Annotated in this window: 5 protein-coding genes; all 5 read left to right on the top strand. The window is 65.8% G+C overall.

Features of this window, described 5'->3' with window-relative positions:
* Window positions 1-48: 48 nt before the first annotated feature.
* The 5 genes from C1A30_RS03760 (at window position 49) to C1A30_RS03780 (ending at window position 11,999) form a co-directional block, all read left to right on the top strand.
* Window positions 49-9,156: a BTAD domain-containing putative transcriptional regulator gene (locus tag C1A30_RS03760; protein WP_255413203.1), complete on the top strand. Its 9,108-nt coding sequence runs from the start codon at window positions 49-51 to the stop codon at window positions 9,154-9,156.
* Between the two features lie 81 nt (window positions 9,157-9,237).
* Window positions 9,238-10,014 (top strand): metalloregulator ArsR/SmtB family transcription factor, encoded by a 777-nt coding sequence (locus tag C1A30_RS03765; RefSeq protein WP_101947614.1) that lies wholly within the window; start codon window positions 9,238-9,240, stop codon window positions 10,012-10,014.
* A gap of 2 nt (window positions 10,015-10,016) precedes the next feature.
* Window positions 10,017-10,760: a DUF899 domain-containing protein gene (locus C1A30_RS03770; protein ID WP_101946919.1), complete on the top strand. Its 744-nt coding sequence runs from the start codon at window positions 10,017-10,019 to the stop codon at window positions 10,758-10,760.
* Between the two features lie 51 nt (window positions 10,761-10,811).
* Window positions 10,812-11,261 carry a MarR family winged helix-turn-helix transcriptional regulator gene (locus tag C1A30_RS03775; RefSeq protein WP_101946920.1) on the top strand — a complete coding sequence of 150 codons (450 nt, stop codon included), beginning with the start codon at window positions 10,812-10,814 and terminating at the stop codon, window positions 11,259-11,261.
* A gap of 72 nt (window positions 11,262-11,333) precedes the next feature.
* Complete coding sequence (locus C1A30_RS03780) at window positions 11,334-11,999, top strand: nitroreductase (protein ID WP_101947615.1); 666 nt, start codon at window positions 11,334-11,336, stop codon at window positions 11,997-11,999.
* Window position 12,000: the final 1 nt, after the last annotated feature.

Here is a 12,000-nt window from a genome sequence, read left to right on the forward strand (position 1 = left end):
AGTTTGAATCGGGTCTCTGACGATGCCGAGGTGAGTAACCTTCAAACGGTGGAGCTGGGGGTTTTAGGGCCTCTACAAGTCCGGCAGTACGGCCTGCCGGTCGGCATTCCCGGCGCCAAACCGCGGGCCATCCTCACGATGCTGGGGTTGCACGGCGGCGCTGTCGTTCCCGCCGACACGCTGGTGGAGCTGCTGTGGGGGACCGATCCGCCCCGCACCGCAGCGAAGGCGTTGCAGACACACATCTCGGCGCTGCGGCGCACGCTTGGCGACGGCTTCGTGCTGACGGAGGGCACCGGCTGGACTCTGAGCACCACCGAGATCGATGCGTCGCGCTACAAGTCGGCAGTCAAATTAGGCCGCGAGGCGGTCGCGGCAGGCGATGTCAGCGAGGCCGTGGAACGCTTCGACCAAGCGCTGGCGCTGTGGCGGGGAGTCCCCGAACTGCCGGACGGGCCGCGCGGCGGGTCCGAGAAGACGCGGTGGGTCGAGGGCCATGCCGCGCTGGTCGAGGATCGAGCCGACGCACTGCTGGCGACCGGCCGCGCCGCAGAGATCATCGGCGAATTGGAAGCCGCGGTCGCCGACGCCCCACTGCGCGAAAGGCGTTGGGGCCAGCTGATGCTCGCGCTCTACCGCGCCGGTAGACAGGGGGAAGCCCTCGGCGCATACCAGCGGGCGCGGGCGCTGCTGGCCAACGACCTCGGCGTCGACCCCGGCCCAGAGCTGCGCCGGCTGGAAGCGGCCATCGTCGCTCAGGACGATGCGCTGGAAACCCCTGTGTCGCAGCAGCTCTCGGTGGTGACGCGAGCAGTGACCTTTCTCCTCACCGACATCGAGGGGTCGACGGCGGCGTGGGAGGCAGACGCCGACGCGATGGCGGTGGCGCTGGCCAGACACGACGAGATCGTCGAACAGGTCGTCACCGCGCGCGGCGGGCGGCTGATCAAGACCCGCGGTGAAGGCGACGCGACATTCTCGGTGTTCGATCGGCCGTCAGCGGCCGCCGCGGCCGCCATCGAACTGCAGAGCGCTGTCCGCAACGAACCGTGGATGCTGGCCGACCCCATGCGCATTCGCGTCGCGCTGCACACCGGCGAGGTCGAGCTGCGCGACGGCGACTACTTCGGTCGGGCGGTCAACCGCGCCGCCCGGCTGCGGTCACTCGCGGCCGGCGGCCAGATCTTGTGCTCGGGAGCGACAGCCGAACTCGTCATCGACTCGCTCGCCGACGATGTCGTATTGGCCGATCTCGGGACGCGCCAATTACGCAATCTCCCACGACCGGAGCATGTCTTCGAGCTCCGGTTGGAGATCGACGACGAATCCCGCGCTGTCGCAACCGATACCCCGATGGCGCGGCCGCCGCTGCCCGCCGTTCTCGCCGCTCCGGGACCGTTCGTCGGCCGTGGCCAGGAACTCGAACTGCTGCTGTCGACATGGCAGACCACGTTGACCGCGGGCGCGCACGCTGTGTTGATCGCCGGCGAACCAGGCGTCGGAAAGACACGCCTGGCCGGCGAATGGTCCCGTTTGGCGTACGACCAAGGCGCCGTGGTGCTGTACGGGCGCTGCGACGAGGATCTCGGTGCGCCGTACCAGCCGTTCGCCGAAGCGCTACGTTCGCTCGTGCCGTGCGTCGGCGCCGACCGGCTTCGGCAACTGCGCGGCGTCGAAGCACTTCTTCCGCTGGTGCCCGGATTGTCCGACGTCCTACCCGATCTCGCTGCGCCGCCGCGGGCGGACCCCGATACCGAACGCTACGCATTGTTCGACGCCGTAGTCGCGCTGCTCGGTGCCGCGTCGACGTGCGCACCCGTCGTGCTGATTCTCGACGACCTGCACTGGGCGGCCAAGCCCACGCTGCTGCTACTGCGTCACCTCCTGCGGTTCGGTGAACAGGCCCGCGTGCAGATCGTCGGCACCTACCGCAGCACAGACCTCGACCGGTCACACCCGCTGGCGGCCATGCTGGCCGATCTTCACCGCAACGGTTCGGACGACCGCCTCCACCTCCGTGGGCTCGGAGAAGACGATGTCAGTACCTACGTCGCCGAGGCGGGCTACGACGACGAGGAACTGGCCAGGGCCTTGGCGTCGGTCACCGGCGGCAACCCGTTCTTCCTGATCGAAGCGCTGCGTCACGTGGCTGAGAGCGGCGGCCGATGGGACCCCGACACCCTGCCCCAGGGGGTACGAGAAGCGGTGAGCCGCAGGCTTTCCCGGCTCTCCGCGGAGACCAACAAGGCCCTTGCCGCGGCGGCGGTGGTAGGCAGCCGGTTCGCGCTGGAATTGGTGGAGCAGGTAGTCGGTGACGACCTCGTCGATGCGTTCGACGAGGCGTGCAAGGCCGGCATCGTCGTCGAAGAGCCCGGCGGGTGCTACCGGTTCAACCACGCGATTGTCCGCCAGTCGCTGCTCGCCGAACTCGCGTCGGTGCGGCGGATGCGGTTGCACCAGCGCATCGCCGTGACGCTGGAGGCGACGCCAGGTGCGGAACACGAACTCCTGGCCGAGCTTGCCTACCACTACTTCGAATGTGCATGGGCGGGCAACGCGGCCAAGGCCGTCGAATACTGCAGGAGCGCAGCAGACCAGGCGATGACACGGTTGGCTTACGAGGGCGCGGCCGAACTCTACGACCGTGCGCTGCATGCGCTCGAGGAACTCGACGACGAGTTGCCTGACCGTGACGATGTCCAAGCCGAACTGTTGGTCGCGCGCTGTGAGGCGCTGCTGGCCGCCGGTGACGTCACGTCGGCGGTCGGTGCGGTGTCGCAATTGCAAAGCGCCACAGGAGATTCACGGCGTCTCGCCGCATGGGGTGCGTGTTTCGACGGTCAGCTGTCGATGCTGACCCATCCCGAGCGGCTGGACGAGATCGAAGCCGCGGTCCGGTCGGCGGCTGACGAACTCGCGGAGTTGGACGACGCGGCGGGGGAGGCCAAGGCGCATACCGTGCGGGCCGGATGTCTCGCGCGTCTCGGTCGAATCGCCGACTGTGAAGCAGCGCTGGACCACGCGCTCACTGCGGCACGCCGTGCGCGTGAGCACCGGCGAGTCAACGCGGTGCTGGCGAACGCGCCACTGGCCGCGCTGTGGGGTCCCAATCCGGTGCCACGCGCGGGCGGGCGGTGCCTCGATGTGGTGCGGCTGCTGCGTATCACGACGGGATCGCCCGTGGTGGAGGCGACCTCGACGAGGTGTCAGGGCGTGCTGGATGCATTTCGCGGACGCGCCGCGGCGGGACGCACCCTGATCGAGAGCGCCAGACGTACGCTCACCGATCTGGGCCTGCGCCATGCCCTCCTCGAAGTCGACCATTTCGCAGGCATCGTCGAGTTGGTCGCCGACGATCCTGCCGCAGCCGAGCCGTATCTGCGGCGGGCCTACCTCGGCTTCCGGCGGATGGGCATCGACACCGACACGGCCGAGACGGCCGCACTGCTGGCGCGCGCTTGTCTCGCCATGGACAGGGACGGCGAGGCCGACGAATTGTGCACGGAGAGTCAGCGTCTCGCGGGTCACGCGTTGCGGGCGTCGATCGCCTGGCGCACTGTTCGGGCACAGCTGTTGGCGCGCAGCGGCGCTCACGACGAAGCGAGGCGGGTGGCGGAGGAGGCTGTCGCGATCGCGAGCCGGACGGATGCGTTGGTCGACCACGGTGATGCCTGCCTCGCGCTGGCGACGGTGCTGGAGGCCACCGGGGACACGACGGGCGCGCGGGCCGCCGCCGAGCAGGCGGCGGGGTTGTACGAGCGTAAAGGTGCTGCGGCGCTTGTCGAGAAGGCGCGCACACTTCTGGGTGCGCGTGCCGTCGCATCTGGGCCCGCCCCAGAGGAGTTGGGCAATGCCGTTCCGGTCAATGCCTGCGTGCGGGTGGGCAGCCGGGTGATCGATGCCGTCAATCGCGAAGCGTGGAGCGAGGTCGAGCAATTGCTTGCCCCGCAGGTATCAGTCGAAAGCCGCAGGAAGATCGTCGGCTTCCCGCGGATCGATGTGCCAGCGGGGCGTTGGCCGCAGGACATGCGAGCTTTCCTCGACGCCGGCATCGTGCGGTACCGCGACGTGCCCGTCGCAGTGCGCGGGGAGCGCATCGCCCTGACGCGACTCGAGATGAGCACCACGGATTCGAGTTCTGGTGCACCGCAGGACGAGATGCTCCACGTGGCAGGGCTCGACGAGAACGGTCGAGTCGCCTTGCAGGTGTGGTTCGACGTCGAGGACATGGAGGCGGCGGTCGCGGAGTTGGACGCTGCACACGCCAGGTTGGCGCGGCGGCACTCGCTCGAGAATGTCGCCAGCCGGGCCGACGCAAGGTTCAACGCGCTCTTCGCCGACAGGCAGTGGGATGAGATCGGCGAATTGTTCACCGACGACATCCGTGTCGAAGACCGGCGTCGAGGAGTTCAGCAGTTCGGTACCGGCCGAGCCACGATGATGGCGGAGGTACGGGCGACTGCTGACGTCGGGACGGCGACGATGACGTCTGAGGTCGTCGCGGTCCGCGGCGAGCGACTCGCCCTTGTCCGCACCCTCTACCGTGGCCGAGACCCACGGCCCGACGCGTTTTACGGCGACGTGCTGCGCATCACTGAGATCGACGCCGACGAGCGGATTGCCGCTTTCATTGTCCTCGACCTCGACGAGATCGATGCTGCCTTCGAGGAGCTCAATGCTCGCTACCTCGCTGGCGAGGCCGCACCGTATGCGGAAGCCTGGCAAGAGATCGTGGATGGCGGCCGCATCCTCAACCGCCACGAACCGGGCGCGATGGCGGAGAAGATATCTGCGTTCGTCGATCATCGGCGAATCCCGTTCGCGCCGGACGACATAGCGCATGCGACCGACAGGCTGTGGGAGCTGCTGCCGGAAGCCCGCTATCGCATAGCCGCGGTGCACGCGCTCGACAGCTACGGTGCGGTCCTCACTCTGGTGATCGAAGGTACCGATGCCGGCGGTACTGAACTGCTCTGGTCCGCTGTCGATGTCGTTACGTTCGAGTCCGCGCAGATACGGCTGGAGGTGTACGAGGAGGACGACCTCGCCGCCGCGCTCGCGCGCTTCGCAGAACTGCGCCCGCAGCAGCGGCGGATCGACAACGCGGCCACCAGAGTGGTGGAGCGCTATCTGGCGCACTTTGCGTCCCGCGACTGGGATGCGATCCGGGAGGTGCTGGCCGAGGACTTTGTGGCTGATGATCGCCGGCGCATCGTCAACGGGATCCGGCACGGTAGGGATGCCGAAATCGCCAACGAACGAGTCAGCGCCGAACTCGGGTGTACAGAGGTGCTGTCGACCGTCATCGCGACGCGTGGGGACCACTTGGTCCTGGAGCACCACGCTTTCGCCGTCCAGGACCGCTCTGCTCCCGTTGTCGGTGAAGCGCTCGACGTTGTCGAGATCAACGCCGACAAGAAGATTGCGGGTCCGGTCGTGTTCGACACCGCTGATTTCGATGCCGCCGTGGCAGAACTCGACGCCCGATATGAAGCCGGCGAAGCGGCCGCGCATGCGCGCACATGGTCGGTGATTCGCGATGGCTACGCGGCACTCAACCGGCATGAGGCGCCCGCCACGACGTCCGATTTCGTCAGCGTCGACCATCGGCGCGGCGTCACATTCGCCGCCGGTGACCTCATCCCGTGCATCCATTCCGCGTTTGAGCTATCGCCGGAGATCGACATCCACATCGAGGCTGTGCACCAACTGAGTGACGCCGGGGCGGTCATCACACATGCGGCACGGGGGACGTCACCCGATGGCTTCCGCGCGGAGTGGCGAGAGGTCAACCTGCTGACCGTTGACGGTGACGCGGTCAACCGCTGCGAGATCTTCGATGAAACCGACCTCGAGACGGCGCTGACCAGATTCGAACAGCTGACCCGGCTGACGCCGCGACTGGAAAACGCGGCAAGCCGGGCGTTCGAGCGCTTCAACGCCTGCCTCGCTGCGCGCGACTGGCCCGCGATGGCGCAGATGATCACCGATGACGTATGCCATGACGACCGGCGTCGCGTGGTCAGCGGCGGACTGCATCGCGGTAGGGATGCCCAGATCGCGAACCTACGTGCCGTTGTCGAGGTCGGCGTCAAGAATCTCGAATCGACTGTCATCGCCACCCGCGGCGAGCGCCTCGCACTCGCCCGTAGCCGGGTATCGGGCAGCGCTACGCGCTCGGATGCCTTCAACCTCGAGATGCTCACCCTCATCGAGACGGACGCCGACAACCGGATCACGGCGGGTATCAATTTCGACCTCCAGGACCTGGACGCGGCTTTCGAAGAACTCGACGTTCGCTACCTCGCAGGCGAAGCGGCAGCCCATGCGAACACATGGTCGGTCATGGCGAAGGCGTACGCAGCGTTCAACCGCAGAGAGCCACCCCGGACGACGCACGACTTCGCGAGCCTCGACCACCGGCGAGTCACGGGTTTCGCAGCCGGCGAACTGATCCCGTACATCTACGCCACGTGGGACCTCGCGCCCGATATCCGCCTTTACGTCGAGACGGTGCATCAGCTCGGCGACCTCGGGGTCGTGGTCACTCACGCTGCCCGTGGCACCTCGGACCAGGGCTTCGACGCCGAATGGCGGGAGACAGTGGTTTTCACCGCTGACGGTGACTCCATCAACAGCTGCGAGATTTTCGAAGAGGCGGATATCGATGCCGCCCTGGCCCGATTGCAGGAATTGAGCTCAACGACCCGGCGGCTGGAAAACGCGGCAAGCCAAGTGGACGAACGCATCTTGGCGTCTTTTGCGGAGCGTGACTGGGCCGTCGCGGCCGAGATGCTGGCCGAGGACTTCTGCATGGACGACCGCCGACCGGTCGTCGGCGCGGGAGTACGGCATGGCAGAGACGCCGAAATCGCAAACTTCCGCGCGGTAGCCAACCTGGGAACCACGAAGGCCACACCGACCGTCGTTGCCACCCGCGGCCAGCGCGTCGCCCTTACCCGTTTGCACTTCTCAGGCCACAGCGATCGGCCAGAGGCGTTCCACACCGACGTGCTGGCCGTCATCGAGATCAACGCCTCCAATCAGCTGGCGGCGCGCACCGTGTTCAATGTCGACGACATCGAGACTGCAATCGCGGACCTCGAAACCCGTTTTGTCGCTGGCGAAGCAGCTGCGCACGCGCACACCTGGTCGCTCGTGGCACACACGTTCGCGGCACTCAACAAGCACGAGGTTCCGGCGACGACCCCTGACTGGGTGCACATCGATCATCGCCCGATCCCGATGTATGAGGTGGGCGATTTGCCGACATACCTCGGCGCCACATGGGACCTCACACCAGAATCCACCACCTACGTCGAAGCTGTTCATCGGCTGACCGATTGCGGAGCCGTCGTCACCAATGTGGCGCGGGCGATCTCCAAAGAGGGCTTCGAAGTCGAATGGCGCGAGGTCAGCCTCATCACGTTCGAAGGCGACGAGATCAGTCGGGGCGAGGACTTCGATGAGGCCGACCTCGACGCCGCGCTCGAGAAGTTCGACGAGCTCACTGCCGCAACGCATCACGTCGGAAACCCCGCGACACAGGCAAGAAGACAGCTGGCTGACGCCTTCAATCGACGCGACGTGGACGGCTTTGGTTCTCTCCACGATCCGGAGGGCGAATACGACGACCGGCGGAAAGGGCTGCGTGATACGGGGAAGGCGGAGTCAAAGGTCGTACAAGCGGTGCTCGATGCGCCGAAAGGCTGGCGGATGGAAGTGGAACCCGTCGCTATCAGAGGCTCTCGGCTCGGGCTCACCCGCGAGCGATGGCGCGACACCGATGACGCAGACCAGCCGGTCACCGCCGAGGCTCTGATGCTGGCCGAACTCGGCGAGGTCGGACTGATCTGCCGCACAGTCCTTTTCGATCCCGACGACATCAACGGCGCGATCGCTGAACTCACCGCCCGCTGGATCGCGTCAGGGGAGGTCGCGCATCCAGCGGTCATCGAGGCAGCCCGCCAGGAGAACGAGGCCTACAACCGTCACGACTGGGATGCCATCGTCGCGATCGAAGCCGACGCCACCTACGTCAATCACCGGCAGTTGGCCACCGAGGAGCCGGAAACGATTGCGGGCCACTGGCGATCGATCCGCGCGCTGGCATCGCTGATCCCCGACATGTGGGTAGACCCCGCCGAGATACTCGCGTACTCGGCGACCAACATCATCAGTCATGTCATCGTCAGAGGCACGACAGCTGCGGGCGCCGCGATTGAGCTGCCAGCCATCGTTCTGATCGTCTTCGACGGAACTCGAGTGATCCGGATGGAGGCGTTCGATCTGACACAGCGCGATGCGGCGCTCCAGCGTTTCGAAGAGCTCAACACAGCTCCGGAACTCGCAAATGCCGCTACCCGGACATGGACGCGGATTGTCGACGCCTGCAACCACCGCGACGCGGACAGCTTTCTTGCCCTGACATCGCCGCACGGCCAGTTGGAGGACCGTCGAAAAGGTCTGCACGCATCGCACGTCGAAGTGGCGCGGCGGAGGGCAGCTGAGTCGATGTGCCGAGCGCCCGAGAGGTGGCGTATGGAGGTAGAGACCGTCGCTATCAGAGGAAATTGCCTCGGGCTAACCCGCGAGAGATGGCGAGACACCGGAGATGCCGGGCAACCCGTGACTGTCGAGACTTTGACGCTGACTGAAGTGACGAGTGACGAATTGGTAAACGACACAGTCATTTTCGACCCGGACGACATCAACGGCGCGCTCGCTGAACTCACCGCCCGGTGGATCGCATCGGGCGACGTCGCGCATCCGGACATCGTCGAGGCATATATGAGGGTCTTGGGGGAACTGAACCGACATGACTGGGAGGCGTGGAGGACAAGCCTTGCCAGCGCCACGCACATCAACCACCGGCAACTGGGCAGTGGTGAGACCATCGCCGATTTCACCGCATCCGTACACGCGGTGGCCGCACTCATTCCGAACGTGCGGGTGGAGCCCGCACGATTCCTGGAGTGCTCAGCCTCCGCCGCGCTGACGGAGGTCATGGCAAGGGGCACATCGGCCGACGGCGCCCCGGTGGAGATCCCGATGCTGATGCTGGGGCGGTTCGACAGTGGCCGCCTCACCCACTTCGAAATGTTCGATCCTGACCAGCGCGATTTCGCGATGGCCCGATTCCGGGAACTCGCCTAGCTGATCCGTTGACATGCAGCTGATCGGCTGCATATAGTCGGACATGCAGCCGATCAGCTGCATATAACGGATATGGCAGAGATGGACGAGGTATTCAAGGCGCTGGCTGACCCCAGCCGACGCCTGCTGCTCGACAGCCTCAACGCCCGCAACGGGCAGAACCTGCAGGAGTTGTGCGCGCGGCTGTCGATGGCGCGGCAGTCGGTCAGCAAGCATCTCGCGGTGCTCCAGGCGGCCAACCTGGTCACCACGGTGTGGCGGGGGCGGGAAAAGCTGCACTACCTGAACGCGGAGCCGATCAACGCCATCGCCGACCGATGGATCAACCAATACGACCGTGCGCGGGTTCAGACACTCGCGGACTTGAAGACAGCATTGGAGAGCGAATCAATGAGCGACACCAGGCAGTTCGTCTACACCACCTACATCCGCACCACCCCCGAGAAACTCTGGCAGGCGATCACCGACCCCGCCTTCTCCCACCGATACATGGGCCACGCGATGGTGTCCGACTGGAAGAAGGGCTCCACCTACGCGTGGGAGGACCACGGCCTGAAGATCGAACACCCGGATCAGGTGATCCTGGAATCCGACCCCTACCGCAGGCTGGCGTTCACCTTCCACACCTTCATTCCCGAACTGGCCACGGCCGTCGAAGGTCTCGACGAGGAGACGGTCGCCACGTGCGCTGCCGAACGTCGGTCCAAGGTCTCGTTCGACCTGGAACCCGAGGGCGAGATGGTCAAGCTGACCGTCATCCACGACGACTTCGACCAGGACAGCACCGTGCTCGGTCTCATCTCCGGCGGCTGGCCGTGGAAGCTGTCCAACCTGAAGACCGCACTCGAGCGGTCATGACCATGAACACACCACCCGTCGTGTCGGCGCAGGAGTGGGATGCCGCCTGGCGCGAGATGCTGGTCAAGGAGAAGGAGGTTCAACGCGCTCGCGACGCCCTGGCCGCACAACGGCGCCGGATGCCGTGGCTCGCGGTCGAGAGGGAGTACGTATTCGACGGGCCGAACGGTAAGGCCAGTCTGCTCGATCTGTTCGACGGCAGGCGCCAGTTGATCGTCTACCGAGCCTTCATCGAGCCCGGCACCGGCGACTGGCCCGAACACGGTTGCACCGGTTGCTCTTTGATGGCCGATCACGTGCCCAACCTGGCCCACCTCAACGCGCGAGACACGACGTTCGTCTATGCGTCGCGCGCGACGCAATCCGACCTCGAGCGGATGAAGGCGAAGATGGGCTGGCGGCACCCGTGGTACACCATCACCGACGATTTCGACAAGGACTTCGGTTGCGATATGTGGCACGCCACCAACGCGTTCATCCGCGATGACGACGGCCACGTGTTCCGCACCTATCTCATCAACGGCCGCGGCGACGAAGTCTTCGTCAACACCTGGAACCTGCTCGACATGACCGCTTTTGGGCGACAGGAGGATTGGGAGGACTCACCTGTGGGTTACCCGCAGACCCCACCGTATGAGTGGTGGAGCTGGCACGACACCTACGCAGAGCACACGCCGTGGCGGTGGTTCGGCGACCCCGACCCGAACGACCCCAACGATCAGCGGCCACCGCGCAAGAACACCTAGTCGCGAAAGCGACGGTATCGATCGATCCGGTCGATTCGGTATCGTCGCTCCATGAGCACTTCGCGCGCGACAGACCGTGCCGGCGACACGTCGCCATTCGCGCTCGGATTGGCGCTGCGTCGCGCCCACTGGCACGCGGCCGCAGTGATGTCGGAGGCCTTCCGGCCGCTCGGCATCGAGTTGCGGCACTTCGCGGTGCTGCTGGTGCTCGTCAACCGCGGACCCACGCCCCAGCGCGACCTCGCTGCCGCAACCGGCTCGGACAAAGCGGGAATCATGCGTGTCGTCGACGACCTCGAACGGCAGGGCCTTGCCGTGCGCAAGGCGGTGCCGGGGGACCGGCGCATCCGGGCGGTGGAAATCACCAAGAAGGGACTCAAGGTCTTCGACGCCGCCCATGTGGCCGCAGAGCCACTGGCCGAACAGCTCATCGCCCCGCTCAAGCCCGCGGAAGCCAAACAGCTCACCGAACTCCTCAACCGGATCTCGGCTACGCGCTGAGGGGGAAATAGTATCGATCAATACGGTGTTGAATGATACTGTAAGGATCGAAACGAAGAGGGCAGTGAGATGGTGGACGTCTATGAGGCGGTCGAGAGCAGGCGGGCCGTGCGCGCCTTCACCGACCAGCCGGTATCGCGCGACGTGATCGAACGTGTGCTGACCGCCGCGGCCTGGTCACCGTCGGGATCGAACATTCAGCCGTGGAACACCTTTGTGGTGACCGGCGCGCCGTTGGCGGAGCTGAAGAAGCGCGCCACCGAACGTGTCGCCACCGGTGTCCCGTGGGACGACCGCGAATACGAGATGTATCCGCAGCCAATGAAGTCGGTCTATCAGGAGCGCCGGGCCGCCTTCGGCAAGGAGCGCTACAGCGCACTCGGCATCGCCCGCGACGACTGGGAAGCCCGCCAACGCGCGGCAATCGCAAACTGGGATTGCTTCGGCGCGCCCGCAGCGCTGTTCGTCTACATCGACCGGGACCTGGGCGTGGCGCAGTGGGCCGACGTCGGCATGTACCTGCAGAGCGTCATGCTGCTCCTGCGGGCCGAGGGGCTGCATAGCTGTCCGCAGATGGCCTGGTCTCAGGTGCGCGAAACCGTCGCCGACGTCGTCTCGCCCCCCGAAGGGCTGATCCTGTTCTGCGGCATGTCGATTGGCTACGAGGACACCACCGTGAGTCTTCCTCGAACAGGTCGGGCGCCGCTCGACGAGACGGTCACCTTCATCGACGGGTAGT

This window comes from Mycobacterium sp. 3519A, from assembly GCF_900240945.1.
Taxonomy (GTDB): Bacteria; Actinomycetota; Actinomycetes; order Mycobacteriales; family Mycobacteriaceae; genus Mycobacterium.